This window comes from Pseudarthrobacter sp. ATCC 49987 (assembly GCF_009928425.1).
Lineage (GTDB): Bacteria > Actinomycetota > Actinomycetes > Actinomycetales > Micrococcaceae > Arthrobacter.
This window is the reverse complement of record NZ_JAABNS010000001.1, coordinates 2,204,372-2,220,913: the sequence shown is the minus strand read 5'-3', so window position 1 is coordinate 2,220,913 and position 16,542 is coordinate 2,204,372. Positions and strand designations below refer to the sequence as shown.

Annotated in this window: 17 protein-coding genes and 1 tRNA gene; 15 read left to right on the top strand and 3 right to left on the bottom strand. The window is 66.3% G+C overall.

Features of this window, described 5'->3' with window-relative positions; translation table 11 throughout:
• The first annotated feature begins 203 nt into the window (after positions 1-203).
• The 9 genes from GXK59_RS10450 (at position 204) to GXK59_RS10410 (ending at position 8,408) form a co-directional block, all read left to right on the top strand.
• Entirely contained in the window at positions 204-1,103 is a 900-nt protein-coding gene (locus GXK59_RS10450) for a ParA family protein (protein WP_160666570.1), read from the top strand.
• Positions 1,104-1,111: 8 nt separating this feature from the next.
• Positions 1,112-1,966, top strand: a complete 855-nt coding sequence (locus GXK59_RS10445; protein WP_160666567.1) for a segregation and condensation protein A — start codon at positions 1,112-1,114, stop codon at positions 1,964-1,966.
• A 107-nt stretch (positions 1,967-2,073) separates the two neighbouring features.
• Positions 2,074-2,655, top strand: coding sequence for an SMC-Scp complex subunit ScpB (gene scpB / locus GXK59_RS10440; RefSeq protein ID WP_237393996.1), 582 nt, complete (start codon positions 2,074-2,076; stop codon positions 2,653-2,655).
• Between the two features lie 110 nt (positions 2,656-2,765).
• On the top strand, positions 2,766-4,025 hold the full coding sequence (locus GXK59_RS10435) for a pseudouridine synthase (RefSeq protein WP_160666563.1): 1,260 nt from the start codon (positions 2,766-2,768) through the stop codon (positions 4,023-4,025).
• Positions 4,026-4,027: 2 nt separating this feature from the next.
• Positions 4,028-5,137: a prephenate dehydrogenase gene (locus GXK59_RS10430; RefSeq protein ID WP_160666561.1), complete on the top strand. Its 1,110-nt coding sequence runs from the start codon at positions 4,028-4,030 to the stop codon at positions 5,135-5,137.
• Positions 5,137-5,865 (top strand): (d)CMP kinase, encoded by a 729-nt coding sequence (gene cmk, locus GXK59_RS10425; protein ID WP_160666559.1) that lies wholly within the window; start codon positions 5,137-5,139, stop codon positions 5,863-5,865. Before GXK59_RS10430 ends, cmk begins: the two co-directional genes overlap by 1 nt.
• A gap of 85 nt (positions 5,866-5,950) precedes the next feature.
• Entirely contained in the window at positions 5,951-6,631 is a 681-nt protein-coding gene (locus GXK59_RS10420) for a lysophospholipid acyltransferase family protein (RefSeq protein ID WP_160669094.1), read from the top strand.
• Positions 6,628-8,178 carry a ribosome biogenesis GTPase Der gene (gene der / locus GXK59_RS10415; protein WP_160666557.1) on the top strand — a complete coding sequence of 517 codons (1,551 nt, stop codon included), beginning with the start codon at positions 6,628-6,630 and terminating at the stop codon, positions 8,176-8,178. Before GXK59_RS10420 ends, der begins: the two co-directional genes overlap by 4 nt.
• 153 nt (positions 8,179-8,331) lie before the next feature.
• Positions 8,332-8,408, top strand: a tRNA-Pro gene (locus GXK59_RS10410).
• Positions 8,409-8,487: 79 nt separating this feature from the next.
• Here GXK59_RS10410 and GXK59_RS10405 read toward each other — a convergent pair.
• On the bottom strand, positions 8,488-9,357 hold the full coding sequence (locus GXK59_RS10405) for an Fpg/Nei family DNA glycosylase (RefSeq protein ID WP_160666555.1): 870 nt from the start codon (positions 9,355-9,357) through the stop codon (positions 8,488-8,490).
• A 146-nt stretch (positions 9,358-9,503) separates the two neighbouring features.
• On the opposite strand from GXK59_RS10405, the gene gcvH reads away from it, so the two are divergent.
• From gcvH to GXK59_RS10380, 5 genes are all read left to right on the top strand, one after another.
• Positions 9,504-9,890: a glycine cleavage system protein GcvH gene (gcvH, locus tag GXK59_RS10400; protein ID WP_024365118.1), complete on the top strand. Its 387-nt coding sequence runs from the start codon at positions 9,504-9,506 to the stop codon at positions 9,888-9,890.
• Positions 9,891-10,042: 152 nt separating this feature from the next.
• On the top strand, positions 10,043-10,519 hold the full coding sequence (locus tag GXK59_RS10395; protein WP_160666553.1) for an FHA domain-containing protein: 477 nt from the start codon (positions 10,043-10,045) through the stop codon (positions 10,517-10,519).
• Positions 10,520-10,542: 23 nt separating this feature from the next.
• Positions 10,543-11,259: a transcriptional regulator FtsR gene (gene ftsR, locus GXK59_RS10390; RefSeq protein ID WP_160666551.1), complete on the top strand. Its 717-nt coding sequence runs from the start codon at positions 10,543-10,545 to the stop codon at positions 11,257-11,259.
• Positions 11,259-11,762 (top strand): bifunctional nuclease family protein, encoded by a 504-nt coding sequence (locus tag GXK59_RS10385; protein ID WP_160666549.1) that lies wholly within the window; start codon positions 11,259-11,261, stop codon positions 11,760-11,762. The genes ftsR and GXK59_RS10385 overlap by 1 nt, the downstream gene beginning before the upstream one ends.
• A 261-nt stretch (positions 11,763-12,023) precedes the next feature.
• Positions 12,024-12,620 carry a MerR family transcriptional regulator gene (locus tag GXK59_RS10380; RefSeq protein ID WP_024365114.1) on the top strand — a complete coding sequence of 199 codons (597 nt, stop codon included), beginning with the start codon at positions 12,024-12,026 and terminating at the stop codon, positions 12,618-12,620.
• A 75-nt stretch (positions 12,621-12,695) separates the two neighbouring features.
• On the opposite strand, the gene GXK59_RS10375 is transcribed toward GXK59_RS10380, so the two are convergent.
• Positions 12,696-13,682, bottom strand: a complete 987-nt coding sequence (locus GXK59_RS10375; protein ID WP_160666547.1) for an IS110 family transposase — start codon at positions 13,680-13,682, stop codon at positions 12,696-12,698.
• A gap of 568 nt (positions 13,683-14,250) precedes the next feature.
• Between GXK59_RS10375 and GXK59_RS10370 the strand changes: the two genes are divergently transcribed.
• The gene (locus GXK59_RS10370) at positions 14,251-15,432 is read left to right on the top strand and encodes an IS30 family transposase (RefSeq protein ID WP_160666545.1); all 1,182 of its coding nucleotides are present in this window, start codon (positions 14,251-14,253) and stop codon (positions 15,430-15,432) included.
• Positions 15,433-15,501: 69 nt separating this feature from the next.
• Here the strand turns inward: GXK59_RS10370 and GXK59_RS10365 are convergent, their stop codons facing one another.
• The gene (locus GXK59_RS10365; RefSeq protein WP_160666543.1) at positions 15,502-16,353 is read right to left on the bottom strand and encodes a ParA family protein; all 852 of its coding nucleotides are present in this window, start codon (positions 16,351-16,353) and stop codon (positions 15,502-15,504) included.
• Positions 16,354-16,542 lie beyond the last annotated feature (189 nt).

The window sequence follows — 16,542 nt, the reverse complement described above, 5'->3', positions numbered from 1 at the left end:
TTGGGAGGAATGAGACCGGCGCTGGACGTCCAGGGCGAAATCTCAAGCGGGCGCAAGTCTCAAGCAGGCGCAAGTCTCAAGCGGGCGCAAGTCTCAAGCAGGCGCAAGTCTCAAGCGGGCGCAAGTCTCAAGCGGGCGCAAGTCTCAAGCAGGCAGCAATATCAAGCACGACCATCACCGTCATCGAAAGTGTGGATAGATACGTGAGCAGCGAACAGGGTTCAGCAACTCTGGAAGGCATCGACCTCGATCTGGAAGACGCTGTCATGGGCCCCACCGGGCGCCCTCAACGCGACTTTCCGGAGCCCGCGCCGCTGTCATCCCACGGCCCCGCGCGGGTCATCGCCATGGTCAACCAGAAGGGCGGGGTGGGTAAAACCACCTCCACCATCAACCTTGCCGCCGCGCTGGCTGAATACGGCCGCCGTGTCCTTGTCGTGGACTTCGACCCGCAGGGTGCCCTCTCCGCCGGCCTCGGCATCAACCCGCACGAACTGGACCTCACGGTCTACAACGTCCTCATGGACCGCAAGGTCGACATCCGCGACGCCATCCACAAGACCGGCGTGGAAAACCTGGACCTGCTCCCGGCCAACATCGACCTCTCCGCCGCGGAAGTCCAGCTCGTCAACGAGGTTGCCCGCGAACAGGTGCTGGACCGGGCCCTGAAGAAGGTCGAGGATGACTACGACGTCGTCCTGATCGACTGCCAGCCCTCGCTGGGCCTGCTCACGGTCAACGCGCTGACGGCGGCCCACGGCGTCATCATCCCGCTGATCTGCGAGTTCTTCGCCCTGCGCGCCGTCGCACTGCTGGTGGAGACCATCGACAAGGTCCAGGACCGGCTGAATCCGCGGCTCCAGGTCGACGGCGTCCTCGCCACCATGTACGACGCCCGCACGCTGCACAGCCGGGAGGTGATCTCCCGCCTCGTGGAGGCCTTCGGCGACAAGGTCTTCGAAACCGTCATCAAGCGCTCCATCAAGTTCGCCGACGCCACGGTCGCGGCCGAGCCCATCACCAGCTACGCCGGCAACCACATCGGCGCCGACGCCTACCGGAGCCTGGCCAAAGAGCTCATTTCGCGCGGCGGCGCACCCTAGTCAGGGCCGTGGCAGAAACAGGCCCTTCCACAGCGCAGCCGCGGCTTGGGCCGGCCGGGAAGAAGCCCGGCTTCGAGGTCCGGCTGGCGAACTTCACCGGCCCCTTCGATCTCCTGCTGGGCCTGATTTCCAAACACCAGCTGGACATTACCGAAGTGGCGCTGTCCACCGTCACCGATGAGTTCATCAAGTACATCAAGCGCCTGCAGAACCTGGGCGAGGAATGGGCCCTTGATGAGGCCAGCGAATTCCTCGTCATCGCCGCCACCCTGCTGGACCTCAAAGCCGCCCGGCTGTTGCCTGCCGGCGAAGTTGAGGACGAGGAAGACATTGCGCTGCTGGAAGCCCGCGACCTCCTCTTCGCCCGGCTCCTGCAGTACAAAGCGTTCAAGCACGTGGCGGGCATGATGGGTTCCACCCTCGAACTCGAGGCCCGGCGCTATCCGCGGCAGGTGGCGCTGGAGGGGCACTTCGCGGCGCTCCTGCCGGAACTCCTCTGGCGGCACACCCCGCAGCAGTTCGCTTCCCTGGCCGAGGCCGCGCTCAAGCCCAAGGAAGCGGCGCCCACCGAGGTGGGCCTCGTCCACCTGCACGGCACTGCCGTCAGCGTCAAGGAGCAGGCCGAACTGCTGGGCCGCCGGCTGCAGCTCGGCACCCCCCTGACCTTCCGGGCCCTGATCGCCGACGCCGAATCCACCCTCGTGGTGGTGGCACGCTTCCTGGCGCTGCTGGAGCTGTTCCGGGACAAGGCGGTGGCGTTCGAACAGTTGCTTCCGCTGGGGGACCTGACAGTCCGCTGGACCGCCGACGACGGGGCCTGGAGCAGCGAAAACCTGAGTGAAGAATATGAGGAGAAGCCGTGAATGACACCCAGCCTGAACCGGCGGCGGGGACCGGCCCGGACGCCGGCAGCCTGCCCGGCGGCGGCAATTTTCCCGGCGGCGCCCGGGCAGCCCTCGAAGCCGTGCTGATGGTGATCGACCAGCCGGCGACGGCGACGGAGCTCGCCTCCGGACTGAACCTGACCCTCGACGTCGTCGAGGAACTGCTCGCGGAACTGCAGCGGGAGTATAACGGCTATACTGTTAATGCCCCGGCTGTGGACGACGCCAGTACTGCTATCAATAGTGCCGGTTTCAGTGCCACTCCCCGGGGTTTTGAATTGCGGAATATCGCCGGAGGTTGGCGGATCTATTCCCGCGCTGAGTTCGCCGATATTGTCGGCGCGTTCGTGCTGGAGGGACAGACAGCCAGGCTGACGCAGGCGGCGCTCGAAACGCTCGCCGTCATCGCTTACCGCCAGCCTGTTTCCAGGGCGCGGGTGTCTGCAATTCGAGGAGTTAATGTTGACTCTGTCGTGCGGACGCTGACGCAGCGCGGGCTGATCGAAGACTCGGGAACCGATCCTGAATCCGGGGCCGTCCTGTACCGCACGACGTCGTATTTCCTGGAGCGGATGGGAATCGGCTCGGTGGCGGAATTGCCGCAACTTTCACCCCATCTTCCGGGGCTGGAAGGCATCGAAGAGTTCTACGACGCAGCGAGAATGTAGGCAGGAACAACTGCCTGCGCACGGAATCCACCGGGGCAGAAGCTTTTTGCCCCAGCCGGCGGGTGTTGTCGGGAGACAGCGGCCGTTGGCCAATAAACGAAGGACGGGTCATGACACAGGCGGGACGCCAGGGTTCACCACGTAACAGTTCGGGACGCAACAGTGCCGGACAAAACTTTGCCGGACGCAGCAGTGCCGGACAAAACCCGGCGCAGGGCTCAGGCCGCGGCGCACTGGGCGGCGGAAGCCGCAGCGGCGGAGCCGGCTTCAAGGGCGGCGGAGACCGCCCCTTCAAGCGCCCCAAGCCCCGCGAAGAAGCCTTCATCGATCCGGACCTGCAGGGCCCCGACGGCGCGCCGTCGGCCAGGCCGTCGACAAGCCGGCCGGCCTCCGGGGACTGGAAGTCCAAGGCTCCCTCCGGCAAGGAGGCAGCCCGCAAGGCCGCCGCCCGCAAGCCCGGCTTCGGCAAGGCACCCGGCACCCCCGGTGCCCTCAAGCCCAAACCGCGCACCGGCGCCGCGAAGTCCGCCGGCCCCCGGGCCTTCGGCAGCGAACGCTTCGGCCAGAACCTCGGACCCGTGCGCAAGCCGGCCCGCAAGCGCGGACCCCGCGCCGACGTGCCCCAGTCCGAAGTCCACGACCAGGACGGCATCCGCCTGCAGAAGGTCATGGCGTCGGCCGGCGTCGCCTCCCGCCGCGTCTGCGAGGAAATGATCGCCGAAGGCCGCGTTGAGGTCGACGGCCAGGTCGTCACCGAGCTCGGCGTCCGCGTCGACCCGAAGACCGCCGTGATCCACGTCGACGGACTCCGCATCCAGCTCGACGAGAACATGGTCTACATGGTGTTCAACAAGCCCAAGGGCGTTGTCTCCACCATGGAAGACCCGGACGGCCGTCCCTGCGTCAGCGACTTCGTCCGCAACAACCACGGCGAACGCCTGTTCCACGTCGGCCGTCTCGACGTCGCCACCGAGGGGCTGCTGCTGCTGACGAACGACGGCGAACTCGCCAACCGCCTGACGCACCCCTCCTACGAAGTCCCGAAGACCTACCTCGTGCAGGTCCGCGGGCCGTTCCCGCAGGGCGTCGGCGCACAGCTCAAGGCCGGCGTCGAACTTGAAGACGGCATCGCTTCGGTGGACTCCTTCAAACTCGTGGACTCCACCCCCGGCCACGTGCTGATCGAGGTCGTGCTGCACTCGGGCAAGAACCGGATCGTCCGGCGCCTCTTCGACGCCGTCGGTTTCCCGGTGCTCCGCCTGGTCCGCGTGAAGGTCGGCCCGATCGGCCTGGGCGACCAGCGCCAGGGCAGCATCCGCAACCTCGGCAAGCAGGAAGTCGGCCACCTGCTGGCATCCGTAGGGCTGTAGGTATGTCCGCCTTTCGCACCCACGGCCGCGGCCACCTCAACGGTCCGGTGGTGGTCGTGGGGACAGGGCTCCTGGGCACCAGCATAGGGCTGGGGCTGCGGGGCCGCGGAGTGGCAGTCTTCCTCTCCGACCCTTCGCCCACGAACCAGGCCGTCGCCGTCGACATCGGCGCCGGCCTGCCGTTGGCGCGCCTTGACGGCGAGCAGCCCGAACTCGTCGTGGTCGCCGCCCCGCCGGACGTCACGGCCGGCGTCGTCGAACGCGCCCTCGCGGACTACCCCGGGGCAACCGTCGTGGACATCGCCAGCGTGAAGGCCGGCATCCAGGCCGAGCTCCGCGAACGCGGCGCCGACCTCGGCCGCTACGTGGGAACCCACCCGATGGCCGGCCGCGAAAAGTCCGGTCCCGTCGCGGCCCGCGGCGAACTTTTCACCTCCATGCCGTGGGTCCTGTGCCCCTCGGCGGAGACCCTGCCCCAGGCCCTGCAGGCTGCGCGCGCGCTGGCCGTGGACCTGGGCGCCGTCGTCTCCGAATTCGGGGCCGAGGAGCACGACGAGGCGGTGGCGCTCGTCTCGCATGTCCCGCAGGTGGTGTCCTCGCTCGTGGCGAGCCGGCTGCAGGGCACACCCCTGCATGCGCTGTCCCTCGCGGGCAACGGGCTGCGGGACGTCACCCGGATCGCGGCCAGTGATCCGACCCTGTGGGTGCAGATCCTCGGGGCGAACGCGGAGAAGGTCGTGGAGATCCTGCACGGCGTCCGCGAGGACCTCGACCGTGTCATCGGCACGCTCGAGAACCCGACCGCACCCGGTGCCCGGCTGGACCTTGCCCAGCTGATCAGCGAAGGCAACGCCGGCCAGTCCCGCATCCCGGGCAAGCACGGCGGACCCCCGCAGGCCTACTCGTGGCTGACAGTCCTGGTGGACGACACACCCGGACAGATCGCCCGGCTCCTGACGGAGATCGGCGAGATCGGCGTCAACCTCGAGGACCTCCGCCTGGACCACTCCTCGGGCCAGAACGTGGGCATGGTGGAAATCTCCGTCCTGCCGAACAAGCACGAACTGCTCATCGAAGCCCTCAACGACCGTGGATGGCGGGTACTCCAGTAATGACCCAGGAACTTATCGCAACCGTGGACGTCCTCCGCCCCGGAAAAAGCCTTGTCGTAGCCATCGACGGGCCGTCCGGATCGGGCAAGTCCAGCGTCAGCAAAGAGGTGGCACGCCGGCTCAAGCTGGCCTACCTCGACACCGGCGCCATGTACCGTGCCCTGACCTGGTTCTGCCTGGACAACGGCACGGACCTGGACGACGGCGCCGCCGTCGAGGCCGCCTCCAAGAGCCTTCCGCTGGAAATCAGCACGAGCCCGCTGGAGGAATACGTCCGGGTCGGCGGTACCGATGTCACGCTCGCGATCCGCGAGCCGTCGATATCCGCCGCCGTCAGCGCCGTTGCCACCACCCTCGGCGCCCGCACCGAACTGATCCGCCGGCAGCGCGAGCTGATCGAAAAGCACCACCGCCGCATGGTGGTCGAAGGGCGGGACATCACCACCGTCGTCGCGCCCCATGCCGAAGTGCGGATGCTGCTCACCGCGAGCGAAGAGGCGCGCCTGCGCCGCCGGGGCATCCAGCTCGGCGGCAGCCAAAGCGCCGAACAGCTCGCGGCCCAGGTGACCCAGCGCGACGCGAAGGACTCGACCGTGGTGAACTTCACCCGGGCCGCCGACGGTGTGGTGACACTGGACTCCTCGGAGCTTGACTTCGCCGGGACCGTCGACGCCGCGCTCGGCATCGTGACAGGCATCGTCAACCACCAGGCGCTCCGCCATGACTGACGCCGCGCAGCAGCAGGCGGTCCAGGCACCCGTCCTGCCCGTGGTCCGGGTGCCGGCCCGCTGGACAACTCTCTGGAGCCGGCCCGTGGGCTGGATCCTGGACCACGTCCTCTACCGGACCTCGGTCACGGGACGGTCGAATGTCCCGGCGACCGGTCCGGTGATCTTCGCCGGCAACCACATCAGCTTTCTGGACGGACCGGTGATGTTCGGGGCATCCCCGCGTGCCATGCACATCCTGGTCAAGAAGGAAATGTTCACCGGCTTCCTGGGCCGGGTGCTCCAGGGCTCCGGGCAGCTGGCGGTGGACCGCGCGGGTGACCGGGCGGCCCTCCTCACGGCCAAGAGCGTGCTCGACGCCGGGCGGTGCGTCGGGATACTCCCCGAAGGCACGCGGGGGAGCGGCGAAGCCTCCGCCATCAACAAGGGGGTCGCCTGGCTCGCGCTGAACTCCGGCGCGACCGTGGTCCCCGTCGCCATCCTCGGTACCCGGGCCGGCGGCGAACACCTCGACGCCGTTCCACGGCTGCGCCGCCGGCTGCACGTCAGCTTCGGCGGAGCCCTCAACGTCAGCCGCAGGCCCGGCGAGACCGGGCGTGTTTCAATGGACAGGGCCGGAACCGAGATCCGCGCCGCGCTGGCGCGCCATGTCCAGGACTCGATCCAAAGAACAGGGCAGCCCTTGCCCGACGCGGATTCCCCGCAAGAACGTCATGAAGCAGTAGCCGGGACGCCGGCAGATCACCCCATAAGGAAAGTGCAATGAGCGATACGACTCAAACCTCCGGCCAATTTGGCGCCGGCGAAGACGAATACACGCCCACCGGCACGGACCAGGTGGCCGAGCACCTCGCCGCCCTGGATGACGACGAGGCAGAGCTCCGCGCGGCCTCCCTTCGGGCCGGCCTGGACGACTACGAGCTCGACGAAGAGGACGCCGCCCTCCTGAGCGGCGAGTACGACGACGAGGATTTCGACGGCCCGGTCAAGCTTGATCCGGTCCTGGCCATCATCGGCCGTCCCAACGTCGGCAAGTCCACCCTGGTGAACCGTATCCTCGGCCGCCGCGAGGCCGTGGTGGAAGACACCCCCGGCGTCACGCGCGACCGGGTCATGTACTCGGCCACCTGGAACGGCCGGAACTTCACGGTCGTCGACACCGGCGGCTGGGAGCACGATGCCCGCGGCATCCACGCCCGCGTCGCCGAGCAGGCCGAGATGGCCGTGGAACTTGCCGACGCCGTCCTGTTCGTCGTCGACTCCGCCGTGGGCGCCACCGCCACGGACGAGGCCGTTGTGAAGATGCTCCGCAAGTCCAAGAAGCCGGTCATCATGGTGGCCAACAAGGTGGATGACTTTGCGCAGGAAGCCGATTCGGCCACGCTCTGGGGCCTCGGCTTCGGCGAGCCGTACCCGGTCTCGGCACTGCACGGCCGGGGCGTCGCCGACCTCCTGGACCATGTCATGGACACTCTTCCCGAGTACTCCACGATCGAAGGCCTGGAGCGCTCCGGCGGTCCGCGGCGCATCGCCCTGATCGGGCGTCCGAACGTGGGCAAGTCCTCGCTGCTGAACAAGCTGGCCGGTTCCGAGCGCGTTGTCGTGGACAACACCGCCGGCACCACGCGTGACCCGGTCGATGAGTTCATCGAACTCGGTGGGCGCACCTGGCGTTTTGTGGACACCGCCGGTATCCGTCGCCGCCAGCACATGGCGCAGGGCGCCGACTTCTACGCCTCGCTGCGGACGCAGAGCGCCCTCGAAAAGGCGGAGGTCGCCGTCGTGCTCCTCGCGGTGGATGAAGTGCTCAGCGAACAGGACGTCCGCATCCTGCAGCTGGCCATCGAATCCGGCCGGGCCCTGGTTCTTGCGTTCAACAAGTGGGACCTGCTCGACGACGAACGCCGCACCTACCTCGAACGTGAAATCGAGCAGGACCTGGCCCACGTGGCATGGGCACCGCGGGTCAACATCTCGGCCAAGACCGGCTGGCACAAGGACAGGCTCGTCCCTGCCCTGGACACCGCGCTGGAAAGCTGGGACAAGCGCATCGCCACCGGCCGGCTCAACGCCTTCCTGGGTGAACTGGTAGCCGCGCACCCGCACCCGGTCCGGGGCGGCAAGCAGCCCCGCATCCTCTTCGGCACCCAGGCCTCGAGCCGCCCGCCGAAGTTCGTGCTCTTCACCACCGGGTTCCTGGACCCGGGCTACCGCCGCTTCATCACCCGCCGGCTGCGCGAAACCTTCGGGTTCGAGGGCACGCCGATCGAGGTCAACATGCGTGTGCGTGAAAAGCGCGGCAAGAAGCGTTAATTTCGACACACCTTGCCCGTGGCAATAGTAAAAGTGTCACGGGCACCCTCCGGAATCGTGTAAGCTTTTGGAGGTGGTTCGGCCGGACTGCTCAGATGAAATCCCCTGGCTACTGAAGAGGATGGCATCATGAGCGGAGAACGGCGGAACTGACGGGCTGTAGCGCAGCTTGGTAGCGCACTTGACTGGGGGTCAAGGGGTCGCAGGTTCAAATCCTGTCAGCCCGACCAGCAGAAAGTACCCCGCCATTCCTGACAAGGGAATGGCGGGGTTTTCTGTTTCTCCGGCGGCCCCTGATTCGGGGCGCGTCTATTTCAGGAAGCGCGACGTCCGGCGGTCGGCCAGGATCTTCCCGTGCGTCTGGCAGCGCGGACAGTACTGCAGGGCCGTGTCCGCGAAGGACACCTCGCGGACGGTGTCGCCGCACACCGGGCACGCCTCGCCGGTCCGGCCGTGGACCCGCATGTGGCTCCGCTTGGTGTCCTTGAGTTCAGCGGGCGGTTTCCCGGCGGCCTCCCGCAGGGCTGTCCCGAGAATGCTGTGGATGGCGTCATAGAGCCGCTGGACCGCCTCCCGGTCCAGCGACTTGGCTATGGCGAAAGGCGATGTCCTGGCCGCGTGCAGGATCTCGTCGCTGTAGGCGTTCCCGATGCCGGCAATCACGCTTTGGCTCCGCAGGACGCCCTTGATTTGCTGGGAACTGGAACCCAGGATCCCCGCCAGGGCCTCGACGTCGAACCCGGGACTGAACGGATCCGGTCCCAGTGCAGCGATCCCGGGGACGTCGTGCGGATCCGCAACCACATAGACCGCCAGGCTCTTTTTTGTGCCGGCCTCGGTCAGGTCCAGGCCCAGCGGGCCGGAGGCACTGGAAAACGACAGCCGCGCCGCAATGTATCCCTTGCCCATTTTCAGTGGGGTGTCCGTGGGCGCCTCGGTGAAACGGACCCAGCCGGCCCTCGCCAGATGGAAGACAAAACACAGCCCGTCGGTGTCCAGGCTGACAAACTTGCCGAAACGGCGCACCCCGGTCACGGACCTGCCCTCCAGCCGGGAAAACGGCGGATCCGCCGTTTTGAGCATGGCGAAGGAGACGATCTGGACCTTCGTGACAACAGTTCCGAGGAGGTGCCGGGCCAGGAAGTCCGTCAGGGCCGCCACTTCGGGAAGCTCCGGCATTGCCTAGCCTTTACCGGCTTGTTCCGTCATGGCCCCATCATGCCAGAGTCCTCCCCGGGCCCGGGCGGATATGCCTATACTTTCAGCGGCGGACAGTTCATGTGACCGCCACCGCTATTGGTGATTGACCCGATGAAAGGCCCGTCATGAGCATCATTCCCGAAGAGTTGTCCTACACCGCAGAACACGAGTGGGTTTCTGCCCCGAACGCCGACGGTGTCGTGCGGGTGGGCATCACTGATTTTGCCCAGGACGCCCTGGGGGACGTCGTCTATGCCCAGATGCCTGAGGCGGGCACCACGGTCAAGGCAAACGACGTCGTTGGCGAGGTCGAGTCCACCAAGAGCGTAAGCGACATCTACGCCCCGGTTTCCGGTGAAGTTGTGTCCCGCAACGAGGCTCTGGACACCGATTCCGCCCTGATCAATTCGGATCCCTACGGCGAGGGCTGGCTGCTGGAAATCAAGCTGGCGGAAGCCGACGCGATCGAGTCGCTCCTCAGTGCATCGGAGTACGAACAACAGGTAGGCTAAAGCAAAGTCCATTCGGGCCGGGTCGTTGGAACAGCCGTTGGGAAACCAGCCACTCAACGTCCCGCCGAAAGGCTGAATCCCGGATTTGCACGGCTTTTCCGGACGGCATGCGTTGTTTGCAGGGGGGACACCTGCAGCGAATGGAGGAATCAATGTTTGGGCACGAACGCAACAACACCGGTGACGGTTATGGCACGGGTGGAGTGAAGGCTTCGGAGACCACGTCGATCAACCTCACGCCGGTCCGCGATGAACCCACCATCACCCCGAAACTTTCGGTGGAGGAGCGGGCCGCCGTTGAGGCGCTCCCGTATGGCTCTGCCCTGCTGGTGGCGCACAGCGGTCCCAACACGGGCGCCCGCTTCCTGCTTGACACGGACATCACGACGGCGGGCCGGCACCCGGATGCCGACATCTTCCTCGACGATGTCACGGTTTCCCGCCGGCACGTGGAGTTCCGCCGCACGGCGCGCACCTTCGAAGTCGTGGACACCGGAAGCCTGAACGGCACCTACGTGAACAACGACCGCGTCGACGGCGTCGAACTGAAGTCCGGCAACGAAGTCCAGATCGGGAAGTTCCGCCTCACCTTCTACCTGAGCCCTGCCCGCGCAGCAGGCAACGTCTGATTCCGGAGCAGCTGCCTGTGGCCATGGCACAAGCGGAACGGCGCGGACCCCAGGTTCTAAACATCGGGGAAGTCCTGGCTCAGCTGACCGACGACTTTCCCAGCATGACGGCGTCGAAAATCCGGTTCCTTGAGGAAAAGGGGCTGATCAACCCCCAGCGGACCCCTGCCGGGTACCGCCAGTACGCCGAGAACGACGTCGAACGGCTGCGCTTCGTGCTGGCCCTTCAGCGGGACCAGTACCTGCCCCTGAAGGTCATCAAGGACTACCTCGACGCGATCGACCGCGGTGAGCGCCCCGACAACCTGCCTCCCGGCGTCACGGTATCGCCGCGGATTGTCTCCGAAGAGCTCGCATCCGAACTGCAGAACCGGGTCCGAAGGCTCAGTGAGGAACAGCTCCGGGCCGAGTCCGGCGCGAGCGTGCCGCTGCTGGAATCGCTCCTGAGCTTCGGCCTGATCGGCCACGTCAACGGCAAATTCGATGAGCACGCCCTCCAGGTGGCGCGCGCCTGCGTCCAGCTGGAGAGCCACGGCCTGGAACCACGGCACCTGCGGCCGTTCCAGGCAGCCGCCGAACGCGAGTTCGGGCTGGTGGAGCGTGCGGTGTCCACCCTGACTTCCCGCAAGGACGCCGCGTCCCATGCCCGTGCCGCGGAGGCCGCCCGGGAGATCAGCGAGCTGTGCCTGACGCTGCACCGGGCCCTGGTCCAGGACCGCATCTCGAGGATGGACATCTGATGATTGAGGTGGAAATTGTAGGCGTGCGGATTGAACTTCCGTCCAACCAGCCGCTCGTCCTGCTCAAGGAGATCCACGGGGAGCGGCACGTGCCGATCTGGATCGGCACCCCCGAAGCCAGCGCCATCGCCCTGGCCCAGCAGGGGGTCGTGCCCCCGCGGCCCATGACGCACGACCTGCTGGTCGACGTCGTCGAATCCCTCGGCCACACGATCGTCAGCGTCAACATTGTGGCCGTGGAGGACAACATCTTCTACGGGCAGCTCCAGTTCGACAACGGGACCACGGTCAGTTCCCGTGCCTCCGATGCCCTGGCCCTGGCCCTCCGCGCCAAGTGCCGGATCTGGTGCGCCGACGCCGTGATGGAAGAAGCCGGTGTCCGGATCACCGAACACGACGAGGGCGAAGACACCCACCCGGGTCCCGCCGTCGACGAAGAAGGGGAGCTGCGCCGGTTCCGGGAGTTCCTCGACGACGTGGAACCCGAGGACTTCGCGGGCTGAGGTCTCGTTAAGGTTAAAGTCGAGGATGAAAGTTTCGACACGCCCCGGCAATACCTCGAACGTCTTTGACCTTGGGCCCCGGCAGGCCTAACGTCAGAAGTACAAGTTCCCATTGCACGCAACAGCTGCTCAGGTCACACTGGAAGGTGCAGCCCCGGCAGAATTACACGGATGAATTTTATCCGCCCGTGTGTTGTTTAGCCAGACATAACCGGTTGTTGCTGCATTTTCCGCAGGGGAGCCATGACAAGGAGGATCCACGTGAGTCCGAAAGGCGAAGCAGGCGAGCTCAAGCAGCCCTCGGCGGCTGGTGTGGCCGTGCCCGCCAGCGGTGCCCAGGGCCTGCTGTTCACCGAGGATCTTCCCGTCCTGGACGAGGATGCGGGCTACCGTGGACCCACGGCCTGCAAGGCCGCCGGCATCACCTACAGGCAGCTGGACTACTGGGCACGCACCGGGCTGGTGGAGCCCGCCGTCCGCGGCGCTGCCGGTTCAGGCTCCCAGCGACTTTATGGCTTCCGCGACATCCTGGTCCTCAAGGTCGTCAAGCGCCTGCTCGACACGGGCGTTTCCCTCCAGCAGATCCGCACGGCCGTTGAACACCTCCGGGAGCGCGGCGTCGAGGACCTTGCCCAGATCACCCTCATGAGCGACGGCGCCAGCGTTTACGAGTGCACGTCGGCGGACGAAGTGATCGACCTCGTCCAGGGCGGACAGGGCGTCTTCGGCATCGCCGTCGGCCGGGTCTGGCGCGAAGTGGAGGGCAGCCTCGCGGCCCTTCCCAGCGAACACGCCAGCGACCAGTCATTCCCCGACGACGAACTCAGCAAGCGCCGGGCCACCCGCAAGATCGGCTAGGCTCCAGCTACCCGCTGCACGGAAAAGGCCGCCTTCCTGAGGCTTGGGTTCTAGCGGTCGACTCTTCTATGTCTGTCAAGCCGCGTTTATCGCTATTGCCGCCGCGCTGAGCGTGCGGTAGATGCGGCGGGCCAGGTAGCGTTTGATGCAACGACGAATTTCCTTGTCCGTACGACCCTCGGCGCGTCGCTTTTCCACGTACTGGCGGGTTTCGCCATCATGGGTCATCCTGACGACCGCGACCATGTGCAAGGCGCTGTTCAGGGACCGGTCACCGCCCCGGTTCAAGCGGTGGCGGACAGTGTTCCCGGAGGACGCGGGGATCGGATTTACCCCGGCCAGGGAGGCAGGTGCGGCATCGCTGACCTTCACCAGCTCGTCCAGCTGGTTCTCGTTGGCCGTGAGTTGCTCATCCAGCGCCAGGACGTGTTTGGCCAGCCGCACGGCCTCAGCACGGGCGATGGACAAGGCGAGCTCTTCCTCGCGGGAACGCCACTTTGAGACCTCGGTGATCTGGGCGCCTGTGAGCTTCTGGCGGGCATCGATGCCCAGGTCATTGCCCCGCACCAGGGCGTTGAGCGCGTTGACCGACCGGGTCCGGTCCTTGCTCATGGACCCCCGCGCTGTGACCAGGATCCGCACGCCCTGGCGGACCCCGTCATGAAGGCGTGGTCGGCGCAGCTTGTCCACCGGCAGGGGCAGAACGGCCATGGCGATCTGGTGGGCGTCCAGGGCATCGGACTTGCCCACGCCACGGCGCTTCTTGGCATCCATGCGCGGCGCTTCGGCGACTGGGAATCCGTGGGTTGCCACGGTGCCGGCGAGGATCGCTCCGTAGGATGCGGCTCCTTCGATGACCCAGAGGGTGTCTGCGTCGGCGTTGGTGCGGCGTGCGATCCATTTAATGGCCCGGTTGATCCCGGCTGTGGTGGTGGGGAATGACTGCGTATCCAGTAGTGCGCCGTTGGTGGCGTCGAGGATGGCGTAAACATGGTTTCGGGCGTGCGTGTCGACACCCACGACAAATGGATGGGCATGCGCGACGATAGACATGGCGGTCATTCCTACCTTCCTCTTCACGGATGTGGTCATGGCCGTCACCGGCCAGCGCCAGTCCGGGTAGAGGTCACCAAAGGAACAGCACTGTGATGGGTCACGCCCCGCAAGGGGTGGACAATCTTCTGATCAAGCTACCGAGGTGGGCCGGACAGGTGGCGGCCGGACCACCCCGATGGACGGACAAGTCGATCGAATGACACCTGGGGGTCAGTCGCAACAGGAGTCACGTCCACGGGATGGAACGGCCGATATCTATCCTGCCAGCCAGTCCCAGACCAGCTACAACCAATACTCACAGTTGCAACACCCAGAATTTTTGGGAGTTGCAACGACCGTGTCGTCTTTAACGGGAGAACCTCGAACCAACAGGAAGTACGCACAGGAGCAGAAGGATGAGTTCTTCGTCGTGTTCGACCGGCTCAAGAGCACGGGGGCGGCGGCCAGGGGACTGGGATTGAGCCCCGATACGTGCGCCGGCTGGGTGCGTAAAGCCGGACTGAAGAGCCATGGTAAACCGGGGGCGCGCCCCCACCGGGGCCGGGATGAGTACTTCCGGTTACGCAAGGCCGGCTTGAGTCGGCGGGAGGCGGCCGCAGCGGTCAGCGTGCATACCAGGACCGCGGCGGAGTGGGACCTGGGGATTCGTAAGTCAGGCGGCCGACGCATTTACGCTGATGGGCGGGTGGTCGATTACAAACGTGGTGTGACCACTATGACCTCGCCGGCCCTCGCCCCACCGACAGCGGCTCTCGAGAAACTCATCGACCCGCGATTTCTTAGCGTGCAGGAGCGGGAGATGATCCGGGACCTGAAAGCCTCGGGTTCGTCGATGCGGGCGATCGCCAGCGCGCTTGGCCGTTCGGCTTCAACGATCAGCCGCGAGCTGGGCCGAAATGCCGATGCCCTGTTGGGCTATCTGCCCCACGGGGCGCAGCGGAAGGCCGCTGCCCGGCGGGCACGACCCAAAACCGCCAAGCTCGCTGGCGAGTCGGACCTGCGCGACTATGTGAAGGCCAAGCTGCTCATACGCTGGTCTCCGGAGCAGATCAGCCACACCCTGGTCAAAAAGTTCCCCGACCAACCGGAGATGCGTGTGAGTCCAGAGACGATTTATCAAGCCCTCTACGTCCAGGCCAGAGGCGGACTCAAACGCGAAATACAGGCCGCGCTGCGCACAGGCCGGACCCGCCGGAAACACCACCAGAGCGGGGAACAGCGCACCTCCCGGTTCGTGGATCCGATGGTCATGATCTCCGAGCGTCCACCCGAGATCGAGGACCGCGCAGTACCCGGCCATTGGGAGGGGGATCTCATCACCGGCGCCTACAACCAGTCCGCGATCGGAACCCCGGTCGAACGCACCACCCGCTACGTGATGCTCGTCCACCTGCCAAATGACCACACCGCCGAAACCGTCCGGGACGGGCTCATCAACACCATCTCTGCCCTGCCGGCACATCTGCGAGGCTCTCTGACCTGGGACCCGGGCGCGGAAATGGCCGCCCACAAGACCTTCACCCTGGCCACCGAAATGCAGGTTTACTTCTGCGACCCAGCCAGCCCCTGGCAGCGCGGTTCGAACGAGAACACCAACGGGCTGCTGCGCCAGTACTTCCCCAAAAGCACCGACCTGTCCGCCTACGGACCTGAAGACCTCGAACACGTCGCCCAGGAGCTCAACGGCCGCCCACGCAAAACGCTCGGCTGGGATACCCCAGCCGAGCGTCTACGTGATTTACTACTAACCACCTAACCACCAGGTGTTGCAACGACCCCTAGAAACCGCCAGGGAGGCGGCCTTTTCTGTTGGTGGTGGATGTGCTCAGCGGTGGATGCGGTCCCGGACCTGGGCGGCGGCCGGACGGCCGTCCGGGTTCAGCAGGTTCGCCAGGAGGGCATCGAACAGCGCGGCGGCGCTCTTGGCCGACTCGCCGGGCCAGTGGTGGATGGAGTGGGCGGCACCCTGGATCTGCTGCCAGTTGGCCTGCTCCGGGATGTGCGGGGAGAGGAGCAGTTCGCCGAACATCGATTCCATCTCAGCGAGCCGGAAAGTGTGCTCGGCGGAACCGGTCCGCACGCGGTTGGCGACAATGCCGGCGGGGGAGAGGTTCGGGGCGAATTCCTGGCGGAACAGCTGGATGGCCCGCATGGTGCGTTCCGTGCCGGCAACCGAGAAGAGGCCCGGTTCGGCGACGAGAACAACTTTGTCGCTGGCGGACCAGGCCATCCTGGTGAGTCCGTTCAGGGAGGGCGGGCAATCCACGAGGACCAGCTCGTACTGCTCCGCGCCGGCCAGCACCGTGGAGAGCCGGCGGAGGTCGCGGCGGCCCAGGTCGGGGCGGTCGTAAATGCCGGTGTAGGCCGAGCCGACGGCCACATCCAGGATGGCTTCCGCCAAGCCGGCGGGAGCGCCGCCGCTGCCGGAAGCCCGTTCCACCCAGCCGCTGGGGACCACGTTCTCTGCCAGGCGCGCCCGCCGGGGTGCCTTGAGCATCCGGCCGATGTCCTGCTGGTCTCCCGGCCGGGCTCCCAGTGCCGTGCTCGCATCGGCGTGGGGGTCAAGGTCGACGACAAGGGTGGGGATGCCGGCGGCCAAGGCCGCGGACGCCAATCCGGTGGTCACCGATGTCTTGCCGACACCGCCTTTGAGGCTGCTGATGCTGACTACTTGCACTTGAAAAACCAATACCTAACGCCGGTTGCCGGGACGGGGTCCTGCCGGCTCCTGCGTTCTCCGGAGCCGGGGCGTGCATGCGCCACCCACCCCCTCATCATATGTTGCCGCCCCGCCGAAACCTGTCTCATCGGGCGCCCGGGGCGGCAGATCATGGATAAGCTGCAATGGGGGGGCCGGATCCGCCCC

Coding starts and splice junctions, on each gene's coding strand:
- gcvH (WP_024365118.1), top strand. CDS start 9,504: ATGAGCATCATTCCCGAAGAGTTGTCCTACACCGCAGAACACGAGTGG.
- der (WP_160666557.1), top strand. CDS start 6,628: ATGAGCGATACGACTCAAACCTCCGGCCAATTTGGCGCCGGCGAAGAC.
- GXK59_RS10430 (WP_160666561.1), top strand. CDS start 4,028: ATGTCCGCCTTTCGCACCCACGGCCGCGGCCACCTCAACGGTCCGGTG.
- GXK59_RS10435 (WP_160666563.1), top strand. CDS start 2,766: ATGACACAGGCGGGACGCCAGGGTTCACCACGTAACAGTTCGGGACGC.
- GXK59_RS10385 (WP_160666549.1), top strand. CDS start 11,259: ATGATTGAGGTGGAAATTGTAGGCGTGCGGATTGAACTTCCGTCCAAC.
- GXK59_RS10395 (WP_160666553.1), top strand. CDS start 10,043: ATGTTTGGGCACGAACGCAACAACACCGGTGACGGTTATGGCACGGGT.
- GXK59_RS10375 (WP_160666547.1), bottom strand. CDS start 13,682: ATGACCGCCATGTCTATCGTCGCGCATGCCCATCCATTTGTCGTGGGT.
- scpB (WP_237393996.1), top strand. CDS start 2,074: ATGGTGATCGACCAGCCGGCGACGGCGACGGAGCTCGCCTCCGGACTG.
- ftsR (WP_160666551.1), top strand. CDS start 10,543: ATGGCACAAGCGGAACGGCGCGGACCCCAGGTTCTAAACATCGGGGAA.
- GXK59_RS10405 (WP_160666555.1), bottom strand. CDS start 9,357: ATGCCGGAGCTTCCCGAAGTGGCGGCCCTGACGGACTTCCTGGCCCGG.
- cmk (WP_160666559.1), top strand. CDS start 5,137: ATGACCCAGGAACTTATCGCAACCGTGGACGTCCTCCGCCCCGGAAAA.